The sequence below is a fragment of the Neisseria shayeganii genome, from assembly GCF_014054965.1.
Classification (GTDB): Bacteria; Pseudomonadota; Gammaproteobacteria; order Burkholderiales; family Neisseriaceae; genus Eikenella; species Eikenella shayeganii.
The window spans coordinates 930,164-952,659 of sequence record NZ_CP059567.1 but is presented as its reverse complement, the minus strand read 5'-3'; the positions used below and the strand labels follow the sequence as shown (position 1 = coordinate 952,659).

The window sequence follows — 22,496 nt, the reverse complement described above, 5'->3', positions numbered from 1 at the left end:
TCATGCCGCTACGATTCAGCTGCAAATTTCCGTCAGCGGCCAGCGCGGGCGCACGCTGAACGCCGCCGCCGTTTCGGCATCCCGCACCCGCATGGCGCCGGCAAAAGCAATCATGGCGCCGTTGTCGGTGCACAAAGACAGCGGCGGAAAATACGTTTGCACCGCCTCGGCAGGCGCTTTGGGCGCAGGGCGGACCCTCAACTGCGACAAAGCCTGACGCAACTGCCAATTGGCGCCCACTCCGCCGGCCACCACCAAACGGCGGAAACCGGTTTGCAGCAAAGCCGCTTTCGCTTTGGCGGTCAGCACCTCCACCACCGCCTCCTGAAAGGCGCGGCAAATGCTGTTGCGTACGTCTTCAGGTAGCCTGTCGCCGTATTCGGCACGGGCTTTTTCCACTGCAGTCAGCACCGAGGTCTTCAGGCCGGAAAAGCTCATTTGCAGGTCGCCCGAATGCAGCATCGGCCGCGGAAATTCGAACCGTCCGGCTTCGCCGGCCTTGGCCAGCTCCGACAGCTTGGCGCCGCCCGGATACGGCAGGCCGAGCAGTTTGGCGGTTTTGTCGAAGGCTTCGCCGGCCGCATCGTCCACGCTCTCGCCCAATAAGGTGTAGTCGCCGATGCCGCGCACGGCCATAAACTGGGTGTGGCCGCCGGAAACCAAAAGGGCGACAAAGGGAAACGCCGGCCGGTCCTCGGCCAGCAAGGGCGACAGCAAATGGCCTTCGAGATGATGCACCGGCACCACCGGTTTGCCCAAAGCAAACGCCAAGGCATTGGCGTAAGCCGTACCCGCCAACAAAGCCCCGCCCAAGCCCGGACCTTGGGTGTAGGCCACGGCGTCGATGTCGGCATAGTTTTTGCCCGCTTCGGCCAGGCAGGCTTGGGTGAGCGGCACCAGGCGGCGGATGTGGTCGCGACTGGCCAGCTCGGGCACCACCCCGCCGTATTCGGCGTGCATCGCCATTTGGGTGTGCAACTGGTTGCCCACCAGACCGCGTTCGGTGTCGTACAGCGCGACGCCGGTTTCATCGCAAGAGGATTCAATACCGAGAACAAGCATAATCGGGGGTTGGTCCATCAAAAAAGAGAGCGATTATAGCAGATGCGCCCTTGGCCGCCGTGGGTGCAGTTCAAGGCGTAGCAGCGCAGCGAACGTGAACGCCAGGAATCCCCGTGGGACAGACACATCAGATAAATAGGCAAGTGAGCGAGCAGTACCCCGAGGGCATAAACGCACAAGGCAGAAATGCGCCGCAGATGGGGTTTTGCAAAGGTCTCAGCCCCGTAGATCGCAGCCACACAGACGCAAAAAAACCGGAGCAGAGGTGCTGCTCCGGCGATGAGGGGAAACCTGTTCGGGATTTATTTGTAACCGGCCTGCTGCATCAGCATCACGGCTTTGCGTTGGTTGCGGCCGGCAACGGATACGTTGATCACGTCTTGCCTGAAGCGGCCCCAACGCGCCACTTTCGGATCGGGATTCACGCGCGGGTTGGCGGGGTATTCGTGGTTGAGGTCGGCAAACAGGTTTTGCGCTTCGCTGCCGGAGAGCCATTCGATGAATTTCTGCGCTTCGGCCGGCTGACGGCTATGCTTGGCCACGCCGGCACCGGATACGTTCACGTGGGTGCCGCGGCCCTGCTGGTCGGCAAAGAAGATGCCGATGGGCAGGTTGGGCTGTTTCTCCATCAGGCGGCCGTAGTAGTAGGTGTTGGCGATGCCGACATCACAACGGCCGGCGCCGATGGCCTCCAGCATGGCGGTGTCGTTGGCAAACGGTTCGGCGGCCAAATTGGCTACCCAACCCTGTACGATTTGTTTGGTGCGTGCATCACCGACGTTGGCAATCATGGTGCCCACCAGCGACTGGTTATACACATTGTTGGAAGTGCGCAGGCAGAGGCGGCCGCGCCATTTGGGATCGGCCAAGTCGGCATAGGTGGACAACTGGTTGGGGCGCACTTTGTTGGTGTTGTAGAAAATGGTGCGGGCGCGTACGGAGAGGCCGAACCATTTGTTGCCCGGGTCGCGCAGGTGGGCGGGGATGTTGGTGCGCAGGGTGTTGGAGTTGACGGTGCGCAGCAAGTCCATTTGGGTGGCCTGCCACAAATTGCCGCCATCTACCGTAATCAAAACGTCGGCCGGGCTGTTGGCGCCTTCTGCACGCATACGCTCCATCAGGGGGCCGGCTTTGTCATTGACCAGTTTGACGGTGATGCCGGTTTTTTGTTGGTAGGCTTGCGCAATCGGTCTGAGCAGATTGTCCGCACGGGAAGAATACACCACCAGCTCTTGGGCGAAAGAAGGTGCGGTCGCACCGATGGCGGTCAAAGCTAAAAACAGACTTTTTTTCAACATCAGATTTTCTCCTGTTTCAGGGTAGATAGGCCGGAATGCCTCGGTTAAAGTCAGGCCGCATCTTAGCACTGAAGCTTGTTTACAAACAATATCGAATATCATTTATTTTCTTAGCCAGCTTGCATCCGTATCCCAACTCTAAGATAATCGCCAACTTTATCCAAACAGGCTACCTGAAAACCTATGGCCTCCTTTTCCGCTTCCCGCCTGCTGCCGCGTTTTTGGCTGCTGTTGTGCCTGGCCGCCTTGCTGTTGCCGCTGTCGGTCATTGTGGCGGCGCTGGGCGATTTCGATGCCGAGTTGTGGGCATTTTTGCTGGAATACCAATTGCCGGTGCTGATCAAAAACACCGCCTATTTGGTATTGGGCGTCGGCTTCGGGGTGGCACTGCTCGGCACGTCCGCTGCTTGGCTGACGGCCATGTACGACTTTCCGCTGCGAGGTTTCTTCTTCTGGGCCATGATGCTGCCCTTGGCAGTGCCGGCCTATGTATTGGCTTTTACCCAACTCGGCCTGTTCGACTACACCGGCCCCATCAGTACCTGGTTGCGCGAAAGCCAAGGTTGGGAACAGGGCCTGCCCGATGTGCGCAACGGCTTCGGCCTGGCGGCGGTGATGAGCCTCACGTTTTACCCTTATGTGTATCTGTTGGCGCGCAACGCCTTTTGCAGCATGGGCCAACGCGCCTTGGAGGCCGGCGCTTCTCTGGGGTTGTCACCGTGGCAGTCTTTCCGCCGCATCGCTTTGCCCATGGCACGGCCGTGGATTGCCGGCGGCACCATTTTGGCGCTGATGGAAACCTTGGCCGATTTCGGCACCGTGTCGGTATTCAGCTATGACACCTTTACCACCGCCATCTATCAGGCTTGGTTTGATTTCTACTCGCTGGAAACCGCCAAACAGCTGGCGGCACTGCTGATTTTCGGCGTATTCGTGTTATTGGTGCTGGAGCAGCTCTCGCGCGGCAACCGCCGCTTCAACCCTTCCGGCAAAGCCGCCAAGCAACGCCGCACCCCGCTTTCAGGTAGCCTCAAATGGTTGGCTTTTGCTTATTGCACCCTGATTCTGCTGGCCGCCTTTATCGTGCCTGTGATCCAGCTCATCATCTGGGCCTACGAAACTTTCCACGACCGCTTCAATATTTCTTTATGGGAACAGGCTTGGCATTCTTTGGCCGGCTCGCTCGCCGCCGCTTTGCTCACCGCCGCCGTTGCCCTGCTGCTCGCCTTGGCCAAACGGGCCGACCGCAGCCGCTTTGCCGCCGTCGCCGCCCGCACCGCCACATTGGGTTACGCCGTTCCCGGCACCGTATTGGCGGTAGGCATTTTCGTGCCGGTGGCTTGGTTGGACAACCAGCTGATCGCCCACCTCGGGCTACCTGAAGGCACCACCGCCATCTTCAAAGGCACTTTGGCCGTGATGCTGGCGGCTTTCGCCCTGCGTTTTCTGGCCGTGGCCTTCGCCGCCGTCGAAGCGGGTTTGGAGCGCATCAGCCCGTCGCAAGCCGAAGCCGCCCGCTCCTTGGGCTGCAACGGCATGGGCGTGCTGCGCCGCATCTACCTGCCGCTGCTCAAAGGCTCGGTGGGCACCGCCATGCTGATGGTGTTTGTGGACGTGATGAAAGAAATGCCCATCACCCTGATGACCCGCCCCTACGACTGGGACACCCTCTCGGTGCGCGTTTACGCCTTCACCATCGAAGGCCAATATGCCCAAGCCGCCCTGCCCGCCCTGCTGATTGTGGCCACCGGCCTCTTGCCCGTTATCCTGTTTTCCCGCACCGAGTCCCAACCATGACCCTGCACGTTCAAGACCTCAGCGTAGCCTTCGGCGACAAAACCGTTCTGCACCATTTCGGTTTTACCTTGGAGCAAGGCGAAACCGCCTGCCTGCTCGGCCATTCCGGCTGCGGCAAAACCACCGCTCTGCGCGCCATCGCCGGTTTCGAAACCCCCACTACCGGCAGCATTTCCCTGCACGGCCGCTTGCTCAACGACGTACCCGCGCACCAGCGCCAAATCGGCATGGTGTTTCAAGACTACGCCCTGTTTCCCCACTTGAATGTGGCCGACAACATCGCCTTCGGCCTGCACCGCCGCCCACGCAGCGAACGCCAACAGCGGGTGGCGGAGCTGCTCGCCCTCACCGGTCTTGAGGCGCAGGCCAAACAATATCCGCACCAACTCTCCGGCGGCCAACAACAACGGGTGGCACTGGCGCGCGCGCTGGCGCCGAAACCCGATCTGATTCTGTTGGACGAGCCGTTTTCCAATCTGGATGCCGATCTGCGTACCCGCCTCTCCAAAGAAGTGCGCCAACTGCTGAAACAGCAAAACACCGCCGCCATCATGGTCACCCACGACCAGCAAGAAGCCTTTGTGATGGCCGATAAAATCGGCGTAATCAAACAAGGGCGGCTAGTGCAATGGAGCGACCCCTACACTCTCTACCGCCAGCCGGCCGATGCCGAAACCGCCTGCTTTATCGGCAGCGGCGCCCTGATTAGCGGCCAGGTGGCAGACCAGGGCGTTCAAACCGGTCTTGGCCTACTGCCCGCAGCTGACACCACCGCCTTGACTCCCGGTCAAGCCGTGCGCGTGCTGATCCGGCCGGACGACATTGTTTTCGACCCCTCTGCCGCCGAACAGGCCGAAGTCATGGAACAAGATTTCAAAGGCGGTCACTTCCTCTATACCCTGCGCCTGGCCGACGGCAGCCTGTTTCCCGCCCACTCCGCCGAACACCTCACTATCGGCCAGCGCTTGGGCGTCCGCTACCGGGGCGCTGCCGCAGTATGTTTCCTCATCTAAACGCAACATCAGCAGGCGTTAACAACTGTCTAAAACCACATCAAGAAATCGGTGGCTGTGCCTCTAATTAAGAGAATATCTTCCCGCCGCCACCGAACCGCCAACCTTCTTGTCAATCTTACTCGCAGGCTTGCTGAAGCCTTTATCAGAAGCTGTTCCTCATCTTCTTGCATAGCGGTTTTCATTCCGGCTGAGGCCGGTTTTACCTATTCCTTTTTTTTCCATCAAACAATAAGCTAAATCATCAGAGTAGATAGAATATTCGTCATATTGCCTTTTCAGGTAGCCTTCGGGCTACCTGAAAGACTGTTCACAATGGGCAAACCCAAGGAGCCATCATGTTGACATCTCGCCATTATGCACTCTGCCTGGCCGCCACGCTGTGGCTGGCAGGCTGTTTTGAATTGGAGCCGCTCACCCACCAAAGCTGGAAAGAGGAAGTGGAGCTCCGCGACGGTACGGTAATTTTGGTGGAGCGGCGGCTGGCATATAAAGAAGGCGGCTTCCTGCCGGACAGCAGCGCTAAGATTTTTAAAAATGAAGTGGAGGTGCTGGATGCCAAAGGCTTGCCCCCTCCGCCCGTATGGTCGGACAAATGGGAACCGATGGTCTTGGATCGGGATAAGGATGGCGTTTGGTTTATGGTGGTGATTCCCATTCATTGTTTCGACTGGAACAGCAGTTTCTCCTATCGCCAATACAAGGCCTATAACGGGGTTTGGCAACAGGTGGAATTCGATATGGGCTTGAATCTGCGCCGGCCGAATATCGAGTGGTATACCAAAAAAGAAATGCCGGAAATGCTGCGTTTGCGGGACAAACCGGAATGGGAGAAAGGAGGTGGTGGAACAGCACCAGAATATCGGATTATTGATACTTCTTATCGCTCTGGATGTTAATCCAAAAATCAACTAAAAACGGAGAAAACCCATGCTTACTGAAAAAGAATATGCTCAATTGGCCGCCCGCATTTATGACCGCACCAAAGCAAATAAAATCACCCTGCCTGCCGATATAGAAGAAATCCACTGGCAGGATGACGACCAGAAAAATGACCATTAATGACGCCGGCTTGTCAGGTAGCCTTCAAGCCAGTTGAAAGACTGTTGACGACTGGCAAACCCAAGCAGCAATGATGCTGTACTTCAGCACTACGAGAAAATGGCCGATATCAAATAGCTTGATCAATATAAATGCCGTGCTTAGAAACACCTAGTCTATCCTTCTGCATGACTTGTACTTGCCAGGCGGATCAGTTAGCGCAACAGCGAATAACCGAACAGCGCTGAAGCGGATACGCGTGAAGGGGCGCGTTTGACATGAGATACCCATTTAGGCACCCAAACGAGAGAAAATAAAAAAACAGGGGCTTAGGAAGCAAAATTCATTTTAAGGGATTCTCGCGCAACATTCCCAACAGCACTTTATACAAATCGTCATGCCTGTGATTGAAGCGGAACTCAGTTTCTTTTAAATGCAGGTAAAACGTATGCTTCGGCACCCCGTTAAATTGTACCAAGCGATGCTTCGCGTAGCTCCAAAAAGATTCGATACCGTTGATATGCTGAGCGCCGCGAGCAAATTCATTATCACCATGACGCACTCTGAAGTGCTTCGCGAAGCCCATATCGACCAATCCCTGATAACCGCGCCATCCATCAGTATGAATGACGCTCTCAACAGAGATATGTCCTCTGATAACCTTTTGTAACGTTGCTTTTGAAGCATCGGAAACGATTTCGGTATAAACCTTGTCATCTCGTTTGAGTATGCCGAAAACAATCGTTTTACCGCCTGCACCTTGCCCGCGTTTGCCGCGGATACGTTTGGCACCGAAATAGGATTCGTCCAATTCCACTATGCCGCACAAAGGTGTCTGCCGCTCACATTCCTCAGCCAATCGTCGCCGTAGTTTCAGGTACAGGCTGTTGATGCTTCTGACGCTGATTCCTGTCAGTTTGGCGGTGTCGGAAGCAGTCAGATCCAAGGAGAAAAGCCGCAGGATTTGCCGGAATTTTGGCTCGGTAATTTTGCTGAACTTTTGATACTTGTTTTTTAATTCCATTTCAGAAGTTTATCACTGGATTTAGTGATTTTGCTTCCTAAGCCCCTAAATTAATTGATCGATCTCCTGCACTAGATATACAAGAAAAGGTAATTGTATTTAAACATCAGGAGTATAAAATTTTTTACCAGATCAATGAAAGAGTTTCTGTTTATGCTAGATATGAAGGCAAGCCATATATTTTATTGACTGATTGGATCTATTATGATGAGTTTAGCAACTCTTTTATTTTGCAACATATTGGAACATCAGCAGGTACAAACTCAACTGATTTAATTGAAGGATTGAAGTTTTGGCTAGACTACTTGCCGAGTTGCCAAAATTATTTTGAGTTAAGTAAACAGGAAAATCTATACTTTTTTAAACCGTAAATGGGAGATGTATTATGAGTAATCAAAATATTTCAGACTATGTAGTTTTGGCAGAAGCTGCATATGCAGATTTTTCAATTTTTAATATAAAAAATAATCTGCAAGTACAGCAAGCTATTATTAATACTGGAAAAGAAGATGATGAACCGAATGAAAAATCCACCATCATCAAGATGGCTGACTATATTACCAGCCGCTACGATGTCATCGCCCATCACCACGACCAGGCCGGGGATGGCTTCTTTACTTCTGATATTCTTAACGGCAGCGGTTTTTCCGCCACCCTGTTTCAAGACAAAGTATCCAAAGCCTATGTATTGGCCTTAAAAGGCTCGAAAGGGGCGCAGGATTTAATTGGCGCAGATCTCAACGATATTGTGCTGGACGGTTTGGCGCATCATCAGGTGGATACATACCATTTTTGGCACCTTTCGGCCTAGATGGGGAGCATTGCGGAATCATCAAGGCAAGCCGATAAGAGTGGAGAGTTTCACCAAGCAGGCGGTTTAGCGCCATTTTATGCGGGAAATTAAACTTTAGAATGATTTATCCAATATGGCATGAGATTTGCTTATGTTAATGATATTTAATTGAAATAAAATTATTATAGGCAAAGGGAATTGCTTTCTACCGGTATGGATAAGCAGTGATGCCGATAAATACTATAGTGGAGGCTACCTGAAAGCCGTTTCAACCGCTATAAGCAACTTTCAGCCGTCTTTGCTGAAAAAATAAAGCCATCAATCGGAGATGTTGTGATCATTATTGTTATCTGGTTTGCCTTGGGCATTTGGTTTGGGGCTGAAGTAGATTAGTCCTAAACTTCGCACCAAGTCCGCAGAATTTTTAGCTGCTGCTTTGGCGTCCCAAAATTAAAACGAAATTCGCATTCTTTCAAGAATAGAGGAAAAGACTTTCGGTCAATGCCATTATATTTGCGCAAGACACGCTTGGCCTGATTCCAGAAATTCTCAATGCCGTTGATGTGGTTTTGCCTCTCGGCAAATGCCTTACTGTGGTTAATTCTGTGGTGGTGAAAACCGCTGACATCCAGTACATCGTAACTACTCAAGCTGTCTGTATAAACCACGCTATCCGGCAGAATTTTCTTTGTAATAACAGGAAATAAACTTTCCCTCTTAGCATTGTCCACCACGACGGTATAAACCTTGCCGCCGCGTTTGAGGATGCCGAAAACCACCACTTTGCCTGCGGCTCCTCTGCCGCGTTTCCCTTTGCGCTTACCGCCGAAGTAGCTCTCGTCCAACTCTACGGAGCCCTCAAAAACCTGATCTGCCTCCAAAGCCAGATGATGGCAGATCACTTGGCGGATTTTGCGGTAAAACAGTATGGCGGTGTTAGGTTGGATACCCAAGATATCGGCAGCGGAACGGGCGGTTACTTCCAGCACAAAATATTCGAGCAGCTTTCCTTGTGTCGTCTTTTTTAATTTACAGTGGGTTATCTTCATTTAGTAGCCTAGCATGACTGCTAATCTACTTCAGCCCCTTTGGTTTTGGCTGACGGTGGCTGCGGCCAAACTGGGTCAGATGTGGATGCGGGCGTCTTTCCCCGAAAAAAAATGGGCGGGTGCAGCCGGGGCGTTTATCGGCTTTATGCTGCTGATGGGCGGCTGGTGGGTGTATTGGGGCGTAGAGTATCTGCAAGTGCGCGCCTATGCCAAGGAAATGTGCCAACAAGCCGGAGTTAAGGTTTATATAACGCCGGAAGAGTGGAAAGAAATAGTAGGAGGGGAAGAGATTTGGAGAGAAATTCAGCCGATTGATCAATCCCCTACCCTAGATATGCAAGGCAAGACTCTTACTTTTAATCATATAAATTATGAAATTTCTCATCAAGTTAATAATAGGGTTTTTACATATACTAGATATAAAAATCATTCATATTTATTAATGACTGATAAAATTTATTATGATAGATTAAGCCAAAAAGTTCTTTTTCAATATATTGAAGCTAATATTGGAACCAGCTCAACGGATTTAATTGCTGGATTAAAATTTTGGATAGATGCTATACCTAGTTGTAAAAATAGAGAACTATGGATTCAGTATAAAATGCTGTATTTTTTTAAATCGTAAATGGGAGATGAATTATGAGCAATCAAAACATTTCAGACTATGTGATTTTGGCAGAAGCTGCGTATGCAAATTTTTCTAATTACAAACTGGGTGGTAAGGAGGAATTAGGTCAGGCTATCATTGATACTGGAAAAGAAGATGATGAACCGAATGAAAAATCCACTACTGTTAAACTGGCTGATTATATTACCAGCCGCTACGATGTCATCGCCTATCACCACGACCAAGCTGGGGACAGCTTCTTTACTTCTGATATTCTCAACGGCAGCGGCTTTTCCGCCACCCTGTTTCAAGACAAAGTATCCAAGGCCTATGTGCTGGCCTTGAAAGGCTCGAAAGGTGCGCAGGATTTAATTGGCGCAGATCTCAACGATATTGTGCTGGATGGTTTGGCGCATCATCAGCTGGTGGATATGTATAACTTCTGGCAATCCCTTACCCGTACCGAATACCACCCTGCCGCCATCAGAACGGATTGGGCGCTGACGGCCGAATATGCGGCGGAACGATTGAAAGCATCTATCTGCTACGAGTCATATAGAGAGGCTACCTGAAAGCCGTTTGAACTGTTACAGACTGCTTTCAGATAATCTTTTAAAGAAAAGACGGGCTTTTTATTTAGCTAAACCCTGTCTTCATTATTCACAATAATGAATAACTTTACTAAAAGTTTCATATGAAAAATTTATTTATTATTATTGTATCTTTGATGCTAGTAGCTTGCTCGTCTGAACCGGAGTTACTTATAGAGAAGTTTCATGATGAATATTTTAAAGGTTTTGGTACAAAAGGGGCGGAGAATAGATACTGGATTGATAAACATATCTATATTTATGCCGCCTATGACAGACAGTCAATTATAGATGACTATTCGGGTATTCCGGGCTGTGTGATTCATGTCTATAATTTAGAAACATCTTCTGCTTTATCAGGCATCTCTGTAGATAAGGCTCTTCGCTACCTGAATGAAATAGATACGCCAAGTGGTGCTAAGTGGCTGCCCGAATCATCTGTTCCATCCAGCTATTACTTGGTTGGGGAAAACCCAGGAAGTGTTCGATCTATTTGGTTTAAACAAAGTGAACTACCTAAAGATATTTTTAATCCATTTAATGTTGATTTATCTGATTTTTACCAAGATAAAAATAAAGTGCAATCTCCAGTAAAGACCGACTTGGATGAGTGCCTGAAGTTTCTTTATGACGGATCGGATAAACAAACTTATACGGAAAAATATCGGCTAGACTTTCTTGAAAAATACAGAGAAGGAATTGCTGAAAAATATACCCGATTGGATTTTGTTGATGCTTTACAGGATCAGGATACATTAATCCGTATGGATCCTTATTGTCGCAGCAATATTACATATTTTTTTAATACTAAAAGGAGTCTGTTTATTGTTGCCAGTTCGGGAAGGGAAAAATATCCTAACCCATTTTGCTCTTAGTTATTAACCAACAATCGGGAGATTTACTATGTCTACTATTCCTTCATTTCAACAATTATGGTCTATGTATCTATTTGGGAAAAATAGCGTTCTTAAAAGGATTGAGCTTTTAGAGAGTGAACTAATATGAAGCAATTATTTATTTTAATTTTATCTGTAATGTTAATATCTTGCTCATCAGAACCTGAATTAATTATTGAGAAATTTAATGATGATGGCTTGAAAGATTTGCATACTGTAAATCCCAACAAGTACAAGATTGATAGGAATATTTATCTATATATGGCTTACGATAGGCAATCTATGTTAGATGAAACCCAAGTGGCACCAGGATGTATTTTCCGGATTTATAACTTAAAATTTCCTATAATTTACTCTCCTGATAATATGTTAAACTATTTAAATGAGGTAGATACCCCTAGTCAGCCTTATTGGATAAAAAGTACACTTCATAAAAATTGGTATTATTCATATGGTAATAAACATTTAGGAGGGGATAAATTGGTGCGCTCTATATGGTCTAAACAGTCTGATTTACCAGGCGACTTTTTTAATCCATTTCATCTTAATCTTGCTGATTTTTATCAGGATAAAGATATGATTCAGTCTTCTGCGGAGGTGGCCTTAAATGAGTGTTTGCAATTTTTTTATGATGGCGCAATTAATCAGGCATATACTGAGAAATATCATTTGAATTTCTTGGAAAAGTATAGGGATGATATTTCTGAATCTTACTTAAGAGATGAATTTGAAAGGACTCTAAAAGATAAAGACACTTTGGTTTCTTTTAATAGTAATTGCTGGTCATCTGAAATGATGTTTTTAAGTAGTAAAACTAATTTATTAATCACGGTTGGTTATGGGTTGAGAAGTCAATTTCCCAATCTTGCTTGTAAGTAGTTTATATTGCGTATTAAAAATATGAAAAGTTTATTTGTTTTTATTCTGTCTATAATGTTGATGGCTTGTTCAACTGATCCAGAATTAGATATTGAGAAATTTAGTGATGACGGAATAAAGGATTTGCATACAGTAACACCAAATAGATACGGGATTGATAAGCATATCTATATTTATGCTGCCTATGACAGGCAGTCAATTATAGATGATTATTCGGGTAATCCTGGTTGTGTGATTCATATTTATAATTTAGAATCATCTTCTCCTCTATTGGGTATTCCTGTAGATATGGCGCTTACTAGACTAAATCAAATGGATACGCCAAATGGTGCTAAATGGTTATTTGAATCATCTATTTCATCTAATTATTATTTTGTTGGTGGAGGTGGTAGAAGCATTAAATCTACTTGGTTTAAGCAAGGAGATTTACCTACTGATTTTTTTAATCCATTCAAGGTGAATTTGCCTGAATTTTATCAAGATAGAAATATGGAGCATTCTCCTGTAAAAACGGACTTGGATGAGTGCTTACAATTTTTTTATGATGGAGGAGGAAAGCAAACTTATACTGAAAAATACCATTTAGATTTTCTTGAGAAGTATAGAGAAGATGTTTCTTTACCATATAAAAGATCTGATTTCGAATATCTTTTAAAAGATGAAGATAATTTGGTTAATCTGTATTCATCTAGTTGCGATGGGTCTAATATTTTATTTCTGAATAATAAGGCAGGATTGCTCTTTTTTGTAAGTTCCGGGAGAGGGAAATACCCCAATCCATTCTGTTCTTAATTATTAATAGTTAATTGGGAGGTTTGCTATGTCTACTATTCCTTCGTTTCAGCAATTGTGGGCTATGTACTTGTTTGAAAAAATCCAAGCTCCTAAAGGTGCGGAGTTTCTAGATGAAAAACTAATTAGAAATAATCTGCTTGATACTAAAGATAAATCTAAAACAGATGTAAAATCTGATATTGTTCAGATTTCTGCTCATGAATTCATGAGCAAAGGTCCGGGTAGGTTTGTTAACGGTGCAATTTTTGGCTTTGTAAAAAATTTCTTTTCCGTTAATCTGCTCTCAGATATTCAAAAAGATAATGATCTGGTTGATATTGGTTTGACAACAGATTTTCTTCTCAAGCATGGCGGTAAAGAGCCTGATAAAAATGGTGATTTGGTTTTTGACTTAAAAGAAATCATTGCCTTAAACGAACGCTATCTTGGCGTCAGCAAAGGTAGCCCAACTCTGCAAAAAGCTGTTTTCCAGCGCCAATTTTTCCCGGATGGAGAGAGCAGTTATGATTTTGCGCAGCGTGTACAGATGTTTGAAAGCACCAATTTCCAAGTAGGCGCTGTTGATGTGGGTAATGATGTTGATTTAAATAGTGTTTACGATAACAATGTGCGCTTTGTAGTAAAGGCGGATGGCACACGCCTGATTGAAAACTTTGTGGTTAGCCCCAAAGGGGTGGATAACTTTGATTTTGTTGGTGGCAATAATGATGGCGGGCAGAAAACCGGTAATCTGTTTAATGCTTTTGTTTCTGACCCCAGCAGCATCAGAAAAAATGCTGATCAACCGCTAAAAACTTTGGGTATCGGCCGCACTGTGCCTATTCACTATACCGACTACCATTTATTACCCAGAAGCACTTACACCTTAGCTGATTTTAAAAAGGATCAGAAGATTTTGTTAGATAATAATTATATCGAAGCAAGTAATATTTTGATGGATATAAGATTGGGTAATGTTTTATACGGTTCAAGGATAATGTATTCGGAAATGTATGAGCAGGGAGTTATTTCATTTAAAGATGATAAGGGTAGAAGCGTATATTATGGAACAGTGGATGATGATAAGCTAGATTTGGATAAATTTTCTATCCAGGATTTTAGTGATTTTATCAACCATCAACTTATTACATCCGTTCCTAAATCTGATTCTGAAAGCCTGATTGATATAGAAGTAGCACGATTAAATAATTTCAAACTCGGCATCAACAATAAAAACAAAATCACCTTTGTTGCCGGAGGCGGCGATGATGTGATCTATGGCTTGGATAAGGCGGGCGGGCTGTTGTTTCCGGATAAACGCTTAAATGATGACCGGATATTCGGTGGCTCCGGTAATGATAAGCTGTATGGTCGACGCGGAGACGATTATCTGAACGGTGGTGACGACAACGATGAATTGCACGGCGAAGCCGGCCACGACTACCTCGAAGGCGGCAGCGGGCAGGACACCTACCATATCCAAGACCACGACACCGTATTCGACAGTGACGGTCAGGGCCGCATCGTGTTCAGCGGCCGCGAGCGTTTGTTGGGCGCAGATTCGGCAGACTACACCGCCGCCCGCTTCGCCCGCAGCAGCAGCGATCCCGACAACACTTGGTACAGTATCGGCCAAGACGGCAAGCGCGACGGCGAATTGGTGGCCGAGCGCCAAGAGGAGGATTTGCTGCTCTCCCGTCAGGGCGGCGACAGTGCCACGGTAAAAGGCTTTTTTGCTTCGGTCGGCAGCGCCCAGCCGGGCACCTTCAGTGCATTGGGCATCACCCTGGCCGATGAAGTGCCGGCAGAAGGCGGATCTGAAGCCGCCTTCTCCCAAAGCGGCCATGCCGGCCGCTACAATGTGTTCTACCTCGGCGGTCACCATCATTTCCAAATTTCGGGAGCGGAGAAAGACGACATCGTGTTTGCCACCGGTACGGCAGGTGCCAAGATAAATGGCGGGAGTGGCAGCGATTTGGTGTTCGGCAGCTTCCATGCCGATACGATCTACGGCGGAGAGGACAACGATATTCTGAGCGGCAGCGCCTATGTGGGTGCCGGTAGTTCGCGTACACCCGAAGAGCAGGCTTTGGATGCCGACACCATTATCGGCGGTGGCGGCCGTGATTTGATCAGCGGCATGGCCGGCGACGACATCATCCATACCGGTTTCGAGAACGAGCATCTGCGCACCGGCAGCGGCGGCGAGCGCGGCGATTGGGCGACAGGCGGACTGGGTAACGACCGGATTTACGGCAGCATCAACCATGACTTCCTAAGCGGTGCGGAAGGCATGGATTGGCTGTACGGCGGTGCAGGCGACGATGTATTGATCGGCGATGCTTTTTACCGCGCCGGCCGGCGCAGCCAGCATATTTATGTGGAGAGCACGATTAGCGGTCCGACCTATCTGCCCGGCGGCGGGGTGATTCCGCCTTCGGTGCACCGTCCGGCTTTGGGTACGGAGTTTTCTTTCCGTAACGGAGAGTGGGAAGCGACAACGCTCAACAGCGTTACCCGCACCCATCCGGATACCGACGAATGGTCTGTGGCGATCAATCGGGAAACCGGAGACTATGCATTGACGGCCAAAGTGCTGCCCAGTAATGAAGACCATCGTGTGGCGGCAGACGGCGCCACCGACTTCTTGGATGGTGGTTACGGCAACGATTTGCTGATCGGCCAAGACGGCGGCGATTACTTATACGGTGGTCACGGCGACGACATTCTGTGGGGTGATGACAACCGCAATCACGATGTGGCCGGACATGATTACTTAAGCGGTGGCGAGGGCAACGATGTCCTGCACGGCGGCAAAGGCAACGATGTGTTGATCGGTGGCCGTGGCGGCGACCGGCTGCTGGGTGGCGAAGGGGCGGATGTGTATCTGTTCCACAGCGGTGATCTGCAAAATGCCGCCGATACCGACACCATTAGCGACAGCGACGGCCAAGGCGCGATTATGATTGACGGCCGTGCCCTGCATACCTTGTCTTGGGCGGCCGACCCAGCGCAGCCCGACCGCTGGCAGGCGAAAGAAACCGGCTGGTTGCTAACCCGGTCCGGCAACAGCCTGAATTTGAATGGTGGCGACCTGTTTCAAAGCGGCATCGTGATTGACAACCATCGGGCGGGAGATTTCGGTTTGTACCTGCCGGATGCGGCCGCTCCGAAGGATCCGGAGCAGCCGGATTCGCCCAAACCCGATGACGGCGGTGCCGCTACCACACCGGATGCGCCCAAAGGCAAATACGAAACGCCCGAACAGACATGGAGCGGCGGTGAGGACGGCGATACCTTAACCGGCACCGATGCGCGCGAAGACCTCAATGGCTACGGCGGCCACGACACCATTTTCGGCATGGGCGGCAACGACGTCATCAACGGCGGAGAAGGCAACGACGTACTCAACGGCGGGGCCGGTGCCGACACTTATGTCTTCTCCGGCCGCTGGGGGCAAGACACGATTCAAGCCGAGGGCGGCGAAGACCATATCTACTTCAAAGACACCAAACTGGTCGAGGTCGGTTTCAAACGCGAAGGCAAAGACCTGTGGATCCGCAAACACGGCAGCAGCGACAGCATTCTGATTCAGAATCAGTTTGCCGATGGGCAAAGCCAAACCGCGCAGGCGGTGGTGAATTGGGAGTTTGCCGACGGCCAGATTCTCAAGCCCGACCAAGTGCAGGCTCTGCTGGCCGACAGCGCAAGCGGCTTGGTGCATGCCATGGCCGCCTTCGGCGCCGGCAGCGGCGGCGTGGCCGCCCCCTTGGCCGCCACGCAAAACCAGCCCCTGCTGGCGGCTACGCCGTTGGCTTGAGGCAAGCATCCGGCTTTTAAAGATGAAGGGCTACCTGAGAACTTTTCAGGTAGCCCGAGACCTTTGCAAAACCTCCAGATGTGGATGCAGTTCAAGGCGTAGCAGCGCAGGGAACGCAGACATATCATATAGATAGGCAAGTGAGCGAGCAGCGCACAACGCAGAAATGCGCCGCAGATGGGGGTTTTGCAAAGGTCTCAGCCCTTTATCGTTCAAATAAGCAATCGCTTACCTGGATACAAGCAAGCGCAAAAGCTACCTGAAAACCCCCATGACGCAGAGCGCCGCTGAGGCATTTGTAGCGGCGACCTGAAAGCCGTTTAGAACGGTAGCAGACTGCTTTCAGGTAGCCTTGTGACTGCCGGTAACCACCGTTTCCGCTTCCATCTTCAGCCTAAGCAGCCGCTTGATTTGATGATTACCGTGCCCGGCTGCTGCTCTGATCAGACGGATCAGACGGACGGGCCGGCCCGTACAAGCGTTGGCGCAGTACCGCCCAGCCGGTTTCGTCGGTTAGCGTACCGCTGTGCGCCAGCAACTGCAAATACGCCATGATTTGTCCGTAGCGGGCTTCTGCCAATTGCTGCCGCGCCTCAGCTTCGGCCTGAACCGCCTGCAACTCGTCCAGATTGCTGCGCACGCCCACCTGGCGGCCCAGGCGGACGGATTCGAGTTTGCTCCGGTTGCTCTCCCACAACCGCTGATGGGCGAGAATGCGGTAACGGGCATCATGGGTTTTCGGCCCTGGCTGTCAACAAGTCCTGGGTCAGTTGTTGCAATTCACGGCGAGTACAACCGGCCAATATTGCGGCGTGGTATCTCTCTATCTCAGCCATTGGCCAGTACGACAGCTGGCCGATTTTTATGGGCGGCGGTAGAGTGCCTCCCCGTATATGGCTGTATACAGTTGATGGTTTGATACGTAATATTTCGCATAGTTCATTGATATCTATAATATTTTTAATTTTAGTCATTTTAATTTTAGTCATAGGAATGCTCCTGCGGTAAATCATCATGGTTACCATAATGATTAATCCTCTCTACTGCAGTCAATCATTTTTTGATATTAATCATTTGATTTTTATAAACTATTTTCAAAGGCGCAATACTCCCCCCTTTCCCCCGTTGCTGCCCCTGCAAACACTGCGTGGCAGCGTGACGCACGCACAACAACCTCGTGCTTACAGTCATATGCCGCGGCCGCAGAAAAACCCCCTTTCATTTCTTCATATGAAATAAAATTAAATAAAATCATTTGTTTATATTTTTCAGTAGATCCGGCTGCGCCCAAACATCGTCCGGCGTGCGCTGGAGGCCATCAGCAGCAAAAAAACGTGTCCGGCCCGAGCCGGTACACGTTTTTTGTGGCATATGCGCAGCACATTATTTGGATAATTACAGCCGAAAAGTTACCTGTAATGCAGTCGGATGAACTGCCGTATCAATGAGTGAATCCGAATAGACGAATATGATTAATCCACTGTTTAAATTGAATATTTTGATAATTGATGAGATGTAATAAGATGAGGGCATCGATAAAATCTATATAAAGGAGATCGCAGTGTCCAAATCCTCAAAAGAACCGAAACATTATTATCAGGCACGACCGGCCGGCCATTTGATGCACAGCGTGCAGCAAAGTATGCAGCGGCAAGTGGAGATGCTGTATGAGCTGGATACACTGATTGGCTCGGCCGCCGCAGAGCTTAACCGTGCCCAACGCATCTGTTCGCCCAGGCTATCGGTTCCGTTTTTCAAAACACACAAGGTATATGGCCACGGTTACGATTATGTCCCGCTATGGATTGTGCAGCGGCAGGGTAATGCGGGCAATTGGTATAGCCAGCGCCTGCACTTGGACCAGCCAACCCAGCATCCGCTCTATTTGTTACGCCGCAAGGCTTTCCAGCCGGCACAAGGGCGTAACCAGGCGGTGATTAAGCGCTTGGTTAAACTGTTGCTCGGCTTACTGGACGTGCGTCGGCAAGTGCTTGATGAGCTGTCTGCCTTTAAAAAGCAGAATGCCATCCGACGGCGTCAGATTTATCCGTTAATCGACCGCAGTATCGAGGCGCTGGAAAATCTGTCTTCCCGTATCGACCCCGTTGAATAGCAGAGAGGCGGTTATTTCTTCTGCGCGTAGATTGATGATGAATTTAAGTTTTTAAATAAAACCTTATCAATTGATGTTTGATGGCTAAAGGGCGGCCTCGGTGCCGCCCTTTGAGCAGCCAGGCTGCGCTGCTTGGCCACCTGTTTTAGGCTTAATGGACATTTGGGTTGGTAAAAACCGCTGTAATCCTTAGCATACAAGGCTTTCAGCGGTTTTTTGCCAATGTTTGTTAAAAATGCCCGTTTTGCCATCAAAACACCCTTATCAAATACGGAAGAAAAAACGGTAGGCAAAGATATAAATGTTCTGCCTGCAACAAATTTCTCCCGGTCTCAAAGACACTCGACAATGACTGTCTTTTGTATGAGTACATCCACCTCAAACAAACTTATGCCCAACTGGCCCATCGGCACCGTTGCAGCTTAAAAACCATACAGCGCCGCCTCAAACAAGCCAGCCTGCATCGGCCGCCGCCGCCCCATCCGGTTGCCAACATCATCATGGACACAACCTACTTCGGCAGAGCTTTCGGCGTCATGGTGTTTATGAACAGCCTCAACGGCCAAGTGCTGCACAAGCAGTATGTGGCAAAAGAAAGTACCGTACTCTATGAACAAGGGTTAACGGGGAACGGCATGGGAGAACGAAGACGGTAGCGGGAAAACCTTATATATCGGCTCCCGCTATGGAGCAAAATTGGCGAGGATTTACGAAAAAGGGCGTCAATTGGGTGACAAAACCAGCCGGTGGGTTCGCTTCGAGGTCGAGTTTCGTGCTCATGACTACGAGATTCCCACGGATATCCTCATCTATCCGGGTGAGTATCTGTGTGGTGCCTATCCTGTCGGTGCACGGTTGTTTCAAAACTCGGCCAAACGAAAAATCACAAAACAAGTCAGAAAGGCATTGACTGTACAACGGGCGGCATACTTCGCCCGCCTACAGGCCGGGGCGTTTGTTCGTTACCAACATGACTTGGGCCGGACGGACGGAGAGATTGTTCGGATGCTGATTGCGCCACCCGGCAAATATCCCAAGGGGCTGCATCCGCTTGATGAGAATTGTACGGCGCCTCCGATCCTATCGCCTTCTGCGTAAGGTATGCCGGAAACAGGAAGATCGGAACCGATGTCGGTTAGGTTATGGGCAGCAGTGCCGTATTTGAAGTACCTGATTGGCTCTCTGCACGGCCTGTGCTGGTGAGGCGCAACAGTCAGCGGGTAAGCGGAACACCGCCGGGAGAGGTGAGAGGGGAGTGTTTGGCATTAGGTACCCAATTAGGTACCAAAACCAGAGCGGATAAAAATAATACCCTGATAAATCAGGGTATTATTTAATTTACTTGGCGGAGGCGGTGAGATTCGAACTCACGGAGGGCTATCAACCCTCGACGGTTTTCAAGACCGTTGCATTAAACCGCTCTGCCACACCTCCGGCTAACGGAAGCGCGCATTATACCGCTTTTTTACATATTGGCAAGCAATTTTTAAGAAGAAGCACGAGGCGCCGGAAACGGGGGGGCACGCTGCTGCAAGCTCGTTTTCCAAACATTCTTAAAATTTATTGTGGACGTAGCGGCGTGGTTGCTGAAGCGGTTTTAGCATTAAAAACCGCCTATATACCAAGCTCAATAAGCGGAAGCTTGGGCACCTGGTAAACGTTTCCAACACAGCAGACGCGGTTGTTTAAACGGTCAGCCACACGGACTGGCCAAGCCAACATAATGCCGTAACACCACGCCTCCTCTGTGCCGCCAACAGCCTCTAAGGTGCAGCCGTCTGAATGGACGGGAGCAAAGCAAAAGCACCTGCTCTTTTGCTCGATTTCTCCTGCGACATGATTGCTGTTACAATCCGCGGCCTATAGCGAAGAGACACCGATTATGAGTATCGCCAACAATAAAAAAGCGTTCCACGACTACTTCATCGAAGACCAAATCGAAGCCGGCTTGGTGCTGGACGGCTGGGAGGTCAAAGCTATACGTGCCGGACGGGTGCAGTTAAAGGAGAGCTATATTCATTGGAAAAAAGGGGCGTTTTATCTGGTGGGCTGCCACATCACGGCGCTGCCGACTGCTTCTACCCACGTCAAGCCTGATCCGGTTCGCCAGCGCAAACTGCTGCTCAAGCAAGCCGAAATCAACAAGCTGATCGGCAAAACCGAGCGGGCCGGCTACACCATCGTGCCGCTCAATCTGCATTATCGGCGCGGCTACATCAAAATGGATATAGGCTTGGCCAAAGGCAAGAAACAGCACGACAAGCGCCAAAGCATGAAAGATGCCGACTGGCAACGTGAAAAACAGCGCCTGATGAAGCACGCGCGCTAAACACCATCACGGCAAAGGCTACCTGAAAGCCTGGCGACATTTGGAAACAGAAAGAAAGAGAAAATCATGCGGCAAAGCTCTTTGTTGATTCCCTTGGTGCTGATCATCGTCGGCGCCATTTGGTTTTTAAAAAGCACCCATATCCTACCGCCTACGGCCACTTTGCTGGCGATTGGCTTGGCTGTGGGCGGCGCGGCAGTGCTGGTGATGGACGGCATCAACAAGCAAAGCATTGTTTCCGGCCCGCTGCTCATCTACATCGGCGCCGCAGTCTATTTGAAAAGCCAGTATATTTTCGACCAAGGGCCGCTGATTGCTTTGGGGCTGATGGTAACCGGCTGCCTGATGCTGTTGGCGCGCAGCAGCCTGATCCCGCCCAAATACAGCGCCCACGGCCTGCGCTACCGCCGAAAAGACGGCGGCGAATAAACAGCACCCTCCCCGCTTATCCCACGCCTCAAATCTGATCCGGCTTCGGGCCGCTCAGATTTGATGTGTGATTCATCCATGGAATAGATATGCCCGTTATCATCAAAACCCCGGAAGAAATCGAAAAAATGCGCGAACTCGGCCGCTTGGCCGCACAAGCGCTCGACTACATCGGCGACTTCGTCAAGCCCGGGGTCACCACCAATGAAATCAACCAACTGATTCACGATTACCACATCAATGTGCAGGGCGGCTATCCCGCGCCCCTGCATTACGGCAGCCCGCCCTTCCCCAAATCCTGCTGCACCTCGGTCAACCACGTGATCTGCCACGGCATCCCCGACGACAAGCCGCTGAAAAACGGCGACATCGTCAATATCGACGTTACCATCAAAAAAGACGGCTTTCACGGCGACTCCAGCCGCATGTTTGCCGTCGGCCAAATCAGCCCGCAGGCCAAACGGCTGATCGACGTAACCCACGCCAGCATGATGGCCGGCATCGAGGTGGTAAAGCCCGGCGCCACCTTGGGCGACATCGGCCATGCCTGTCAGCAGGTGGCGGAAAATGCCGGTTATTCGGTGGTGCAGGAATTCTGCGGCCACGGCATCGGCCGCAGCTTCCACGAAGAACCGCAGGTACTGCATTACGGCCGCAAAGGACAAGGTCTGCGCTTGGAGCCGGGCATGATTTTTACCGTCGAACCGATGATCAATCAAGGCAAGCGCCATCTGAGGATTCTGGCCGACGGCTGGACGGTGGTGACCAAAGACCGCTCACTGTCCGCACAATGGGAGCATGAAGTGCTGGTGACCGAAAGCGGCTATGAAATTCTGACCGTCAGCCCGAAAACCGGTCTGCCTTAACCGCCGATCCGACCGCAAGGCTGCGCCCTACCCAATTAAACAGCCGTCAGCCATTCTCCCCTACTCTTTTTCACACGCCCTTACCATTCAGGCTACCTGAAAGCCCGCCGCGA

General features: G+C 50.0%; 25 protein-coding genes and 1 tRNA gene. 17 read left to right on the top strand and 9 right to left on the bottom strand.

The window, feature by feature from the left end:
• Positions 1-15 precede the first annotated feature (15 nt).
• A complete protein-coding gene (tsaD, locus tag H3L94_RS04635; protein ID WP_182122858.1) occupies positions 16-1,062 on the bottom strand; it encodes a tRNA (adenosine(37)-N6)-threonylcarbamoyltransferase complex transferase subunit TsaD in 1,047 nt (348 codons plus the stop codon).
• A gap of 302 nt (positions 1,063-1,364) precedes the next feature.
• Positions 1,365-2,360, bottom strand: a complete 996-nt coding sequence (locus H3L94_RS04630; protein WP_182122857.1) for a Fe(3+) ABC transporter substrate-binding protein — start codon at positions 2,358-2,360, stop codon at positions 1,365-1,367.
• Between the two features lie 183 nt (positions 2,361-2,543).
• Here H3L94_RS04630 and H3L94_RS04625 point away from each other — a divergent pair, with 183 nt between their 5' ends.
• From H3L94_RS04625 to H3L94_RS12780, 4 genes are all read left to right on the top strand, one after another.
• On the top strand, positions 2,544-4,157 hold the full coding sequence (locus H3L94_RS04625; protein ID WP_182122856.1) for an ABC transporter permease: 1,614 nt from the start codon (positions 2,544-2,546) through the stop codon (positions 4,155-4,157).
• A complete protein-coding gene (locus tag H3L94_RS04620; protein ID WP_182122855.1) occupies positions 4,154-5,170 on the top strand; it encodes an ABC transporter ATP-binding protein in 1,017 nt (338 codons plus the stop codon). Before H3L94_RS04625 ends, H3L94_RS04620 begins: the two co-directional genes overlap by 4 nt.
• Positions 5,171-5,508: 338 nt before the next feature.
• Entirely contained in the window at positions 5,509-6,069 is a 561-nt protein-coding gene (locus tag H3L94_RS04615; protein WP_182122854.1) for a hypothetical protein, read from the top strand.
• Positions 6,070-6,100: 31 nt separating this feature from the next.
• On the top strand, positions 6,101-6,232 hold the full coding sequence (locus H3L94_RS12780; protein WP_280525474.1) for a hypothetical protein: 132 nt from the start codon (positions 6,101-6,103) through the stop codon (positions 6,230-6,232).
• A 322-nt stretch (positions 6,233-6,554) separates the two neighbouring features.
• Here the strand turns inward: H3L94_RS12780 and H3L94_RS04610 are convergent, their stop codons facing one another.
• On the bottom strand, positions 6,555-7,235 hold the full coding sequence (locus tag H3L94_RS04610) for an IS1595 family transposase (RefSeq protein ID WP_182122853.1): 681 nt from the start codon (positions 7,233-7,235) through the stop codon (positions 6,555-6,557).
• Between the two features lie 385 nt (positions 7,236-7,620).
• Here H3L94_RS04610 and H3L94_RS04605 point away from each other — a divergent pair, with 385 nt between their 5' ends.
• A complete protein-coding gene (locus H3L94_RS04605) occupies positions 7,621-8,046 on the top strand; it encodes a hypothetical protein (protein WP_182122852.1) in 426 nt (141 codons plus the stop codon).
• A gap of 377 nt (positions 8,047-8,423) precedes the next feature.
• Here H3L94_RS04605 and H3L94_RS04600 read toward each other — a convergent pair whose 3' ends face one another.
• A complete protein-coding gene (locus tag H3L94_RS04600) occupies positions 8,424-9,077 on the bottom strand; it encodes an IS1595 family transposase (RefSeq protein WP_182122672.1) in 654 nt (217 codons plus the stop codon).
• A 13-nt stretch (positions 9,078-9,090) separates the two neighbouring features.
• Here H3L94_RS04600 and H3L94_RS04595 point away from each other — a divergent pair, with 13 nt between their 5' ends.
• From H3L94_RS04595 to H3L94_RS04570, 6 genes are all read left to right on the top strand, one after another.
• A complete protein-coding gene (locus H3L94_RS04595) occupies positions 9,091-9,705 on the top strand; it encodes a hypothetical protein (RefSeq protein WP_182122851.1) in 615 nt (204 codons plus the stop codon).
• Positions 9,706-9,719: 14 nt separating this feature from the next.
• Positions 9,720-10,259, top strand: a complete 540-nt coding sequence (locus H3L94_RS04590) for a hypothetical protein (RefSeq protein ID WP_182122850.1) — start codon at positions 9,720-9,722, stop codon at positions 10,257-10,259.
• Between the two features lie 122 nt (positions 10,260-10,381).
• The gene (locus H3L94_RS04585) at positions 10,382-11,152 is read left to right on the top strand and encodes a hypothetical protein (protein ID WP_182122849.1); all 771 of its coding nucleotides are present in this window, start codon (positions 10,382-10,384) and stop codon (positions 11,150-11,152) included.
• Between the two features lie 126 nt (positions 11,153-11,278).
• Positions 11,279-12,052, top strand: coding sequence for a hypothetical protein (locus tag H3L94_RS04580; protein WP_182122848.1), 774 nt, complete (start codon positions 11,279-11,281; stop codon positions 12,050-12,052).
• Between the two features lie 6 nt (positions 12,053-12,058).
• The gene (locus tag H3L94_RS04575; RefSeq protein ID WP_182122847.1) at positions 12,059-12,844 is read left to right on the top strand and encodes a hypothetical protein; all 786 of its coding nucleotides are present in this window, start codon (positions 12,059-12,061) and stop codon (positions 12,842-12,844) included.
• Between the two features lie 28 nt (positions 12,845-12,872).
• On the top strand, positions 12,873-16,646 hold the full coding sequence (locus H3L94_RS04570; RefSeq protein WP_182122846.1) for a hypothetical protein: 3,774 nt from the start codon (positions 12,873-12,875) through the stop codon (positions 16,644-16,646).
• 45 nt (positions 16,647-16,691) lie between these two features.
• On the opposite strand, the gene H3L94_RS12385 is transcribed toward H3L94_RS04570, so the two are convergent.
• The 3 genes from H3L94_RS12385 to H3L94_RS04560 form a co-directional block, all read right to left on the bottom strand.
• On the bottom strand, positions 16,692-16,871 hold the full coding sequence (locus tag H3L94_RS12385) for a lipoprotein signal peptidase (protein ID WP_244958873.1): 180 nt from the start codon (positions 16,869-16,871) through the stop codon (positions 16,692-16,694).
• 193 nt (positions 16,872-17,064) lie between these two features.
• A complete protein-coding gene (locus H3L94_RS04565) occupies positions 17,065-17,343 on the bottom strand; it encodes a hypothetical protein (protein WP_182122845.1) in 279 nt (92 codons plus the stop codon).
• A gap of 31 nt (positions 17,344-17,374) precedes the next feature.
• On the bottom strand, positions 17,375-17,635 hold the full coding sequence (locus H3L94_RS04560) for a helix-turn-helix transcriptional regulator (protein WP_182122844.1): 261 nt from the start codon (positions 17,633-17,635) through the stop codon (positions 17,375-17,377).
• A 572-nt stretch (positions 17,636-18,207) separates the two neighbouring features.
• Between H3L94_RS04560 and H3L94_RS04555 the strand changes: the two genes are divergently transcribed.
• Entirely contained in the window at positions 18,208-18,759 is a 552-nt protein-coding gene (locus tag H3L94_RS04555; RefSeq protein WP_182122843.1) for a hypothetical protein, read from the top strand.
• An 11-nt stretch (positions 18,760-18,770) separates the two neighbouring features.
• On the opposite strand, the gene H3L94_RS04550 is transcribed toward H3L94_RS04555, so the two are convergent.
• The gene (locus tag H3L94_RS04550; protein ID WP_182122842.1) at positions 18,771-19,010 is read right to left on the bottom strand and encodes a hypothetical protein; all 240 of its coding nucleotides are present in this window, start codon (positions 19,008-19,010) and stop codon (positions 18,771-18,773) included.
• Between the two features lie 108 nt (positions 19,011-19,118).
• Between H3L94_RS04550 and H3L94_RS04545 the strand changes: the two genes are divergently transcribed.
• Both H3L94_RS04545 and H3L94_RS04540 read left to right on the top strand, forming a co-directional pair.
• A complete protein-coding gene (locus H3L94_RS04545) occupies positions 19,119-19,415 on the top strand; it encodes a hypothetical protein (protein ID WP_182122841.1) in 297 nt (98 codons plus the stop codon).
• A 16-nt stretch (positions 19,416-19,431) separates the two neighbouring features.
• Positions 19,432-19,857, top strand: coding sequence for a replication initiation factor domain-containing protein (locus H3L94_RS04540; RefSeq protein WP_182123101.1), 426 nt, complete (start codon positions 19,432-19,434; stop codon positions 19,855-19,857).
• A 245-nt stretch (positions 19,858-20,102) separates the two neighbouring features.
• On the opposite strand, the gene H3L94_RS04535 is transcribed toward H3L94_RS04540, so the two are convergent.
• Positions 20,103-20,193, bottom strand: a tRNA-Ser gene (locus H3L94_RS04535).
• A gap of 445 nt (positions 20,194-20,638) precedes the next feature.
• Between H3L94_RS04535 and smpB the strand changes: the two genes are divergently transcribed.
• From smpB to map, 3 genes are all read left to right on the top strand, one after another.
• Positions 20,639-21,088, top strand: coding sequence for an SsrA-binding protein SmpB (gene smpB / locus H3L94_RS04530; protein WP_280525476.1), 450 nt, complete (start codon positions 20,639-20,641; stop codon positions 21,086-21,088).
• Between the two features lie 66 nt (positions 21,089-21,154).
• Entirely contained in the window at positions 21,155-21,517 is a 363-nt protein-coding gene (locus tag H3L94_RS04525) for a hypothetical protein (RefSeq protein WP_009118115.1), read from the top strand.
• A gap of 89 nt (positions 21,518-21,606) precedes the next feature.
• The gene (gene map / locus H3L94_RS04520) at positions 21,607-22,383 is read left to right on the top strand and encodes a type I methionyl aminopeptidase (RefSeq protein WP_182122839.1); all 777 of its coding nucleotides are present in this window, start codon (positions 21,607-21,609) and stop codon (positions 22,381-22,383) included.
• Positions 22,384-22,496: the final 113 nt, after the last annotated feature.

What these genes read in the sequence shown, in the direction of transcription:
- H3L94_RS04615 (WP_182122854.1), top strand. Translation starts at nt 5,509, where the DNA reads ATGTTGACATCTCGCCATTATGCACTCTGCCTGGCCGCCACGCTGTGG.
- H3L94_RS04630 (WP_182122857.1), bottom strand. Translation starts at nt 2,360, where the DNA reads ATGTTGAAAAAAAGTCTGTTTTTAGCTTTGACCGCCATCGGTGCGACC.
- H3L94_RS04560 (WP_182122844.1), bottom strand. Translation starts at nt 17,635, where the DNA reads ATGACTAAAATTAAAATGACTAAAATTAAAAATATTATAGATATCAAT.
- tsaD (WP_182122858.1), bottom strand. Translation starts at nt 1,062, where the DNA reads ATGCTTGTTCTCGGTATTGAATCCTCTTGCGATGAAACCGGCGTCGCG.
- H3L94_RS04550 (WP_182122842.1), bottom strand. Translation starts at nt 19,010, where the DNA reads ATGGCAAAACGGGCATTTTTAACAAACATTGGCAAAAAACCGCTGAAA.
- H3L94_RS04590 (WP_182122850.1), top strand. Translation starts at nt 9,720, where the DNA reads ATGAGCAATCAAAACATTTCAGACTATGTGATTTTGGCAGAAGCTGCG.
- H3L94_RS04585 (WP_182122849.1), top strand. Translation starts at nt 10,382, where the DNA reads ATGAAAAATTTATTTATTATTATTGTATCTTTGATGCTAGTAGCTTGC.
- H3L94_RS04610 (WP_182122853.1), bottom strand. Translation starts at nt 7,235, where the DNA reads ATGGAATTAAAAAACAAGTATCAAAAGTTCAGCAAAATTACCGAGCCA.
- map (WP_182122839.1), top strand. Translation starts at nt 21,607, where the DNA reads ATGCCCGTTATCATCAAAACCCCGGAAGAAATCGAAAAAATGCGCGAA.
- H3L94_RS04595 (WP_182122851.1), top strand. Translation starts at nt 9,091, where the DNA reads ATGACTGCTAATCTACTTCAGCCCCTTTGGTTTTGGCTGACGGTGGCT.
- H3L94_RS04600 (WP_182122672.1), bottom strand. Translation starts at nt 9,077, where the DNA reads ATGAAGATAACCCACTGTAAATTAAAAAAGACGACACAAGGAAAGCTG.
- H3L94_RS04580 (WP_182122848.1), top strand. Translation starts at nt 11,279, where the DNA reads ATGAAGCAATTATTTATTTTAATTTTATCTGTAATGTTAATATCTTGC.
- H3L94_RS04525 (WP_009118115.1), top strand. Translation starts at nt 21,155, where the DNA reads ATGCGGCAAAGCTCTTTGTTGATTCCCTTGGTGCTGATCATCGTCGGC.
- H3L94_RS12780 (WP_280525474.1), top strand. Translation starts at nt 6,101, where the DNA reads ATGCTTACTGAAAAAGAATATGCTCAATTGGCCGCCCGCATTTATGAC.
- H3L94_RS04625 (WP_182122856.1), top strand. Translation starts at nt 2,544, where the DNA reads ATGGCCTCCTTTTCCGCTTCCCGCCTGCTGCCGCGTTTTTGGCTGCTG.
- H3L94_RS04605 (WP_182122852.1), top strand. Translation starts at nt 7,621, where the DNA reads ATGAGTAATCAAAATATTTCAGACTATGTAGTTTTGGCAGAAGCTGCA.
- H3L94_RS04620 (WP_182122855.1), top strand. Translation starts at nt 4,154, where the DNA reads ATGACCCTGCACGTTCAAGACCTCAGCGTAGCCTTCGGCGACAAAACC.
- H3L94_RS04570 (WP_182122846.1), top strand. Translation starts at nt 12,873, where the DNA reads ATGTCTACTATTCCTTCGTTTCAGCAATTGTGGGCTATGTACTTGTTT.